Source organism: Bartonella sp. OD88NMGDW (assembly GCF_042193775.1).
Taxonomy (GTDB): Bacteria; Pseudomonadota; Alphaproteobacteria; order Rhizobiales; family Rhizobiaceae; genus Bartonella; species Bartonella grahamii.
In genome coordinates this window covers 1-589 of record NZ_JBHIMA010000088.1, presented here as the reverse complement: position 1 = coordinate 589, position 589 = coordinate 1, and the positions used below count along the sequence as shown (strand labels likewise).

Genomic DNA, 589 nt, shown 5'->3' with positions numbered 1-589 from the left:
AAATTTCACTACTTTGCTGTTTTTTCGGATCCTTTTAAATACGATTTCATGACTGATGCTCCCGAAAAAAGCTCTATTTCTGATCCATAAGTGTCTTTAAGCGTAGATCGCTGTTGGGGGTATGCTAAATCTTTCTGAAAGGTTGTTTACGAAATTGTTTGATGATGATTTATAGCATGCGGTTGCATATAGTTTTTCCGTTTCTAATTTTTTGTGTTTCTTAATTACCAATCCATATTCTGGATGCGTAATCCAATTATCCCAAGCGCTTTGCCAATCGCGTTCATTTGCATTTCGACATGGATTGGTTTTTGAAAAGCGTACAAATTTTTCAAATTCTGATAAGGCTTCATCATGCGTTAATCCTTGTTCAGTTGCGTATTGAAAATCGGGTTTGAAATCTTCTAGTATTCTTTCAACTTCTTGTTTTTCCCTTGTTTTCTTTGTTCCTTCAAAAAAGTTTGCTTTCTCTGGAAAACAAGCAGGCATCATCGTGTCAAAGATTTCTGAAAGTTTTTTTCCAACCTTTTTAACTTTTCGTGAAGGCAATTTCGCAATCATCGCTTCGTTAATTTGCCATCGGTTGTTA

1 pseudogene is annotated in these 589 nt (G+C 35.3%); it reads right to left on the bottom strand.

The window, feature by feature from the left end:
* Positions 1 to 96: 96 nt before the first annotated feature.
* Positions 97 to 589: pseudogene (locus ACFIJR_RS09250) on the bottom strand (hypothetical protein); the annotation flags it as partial.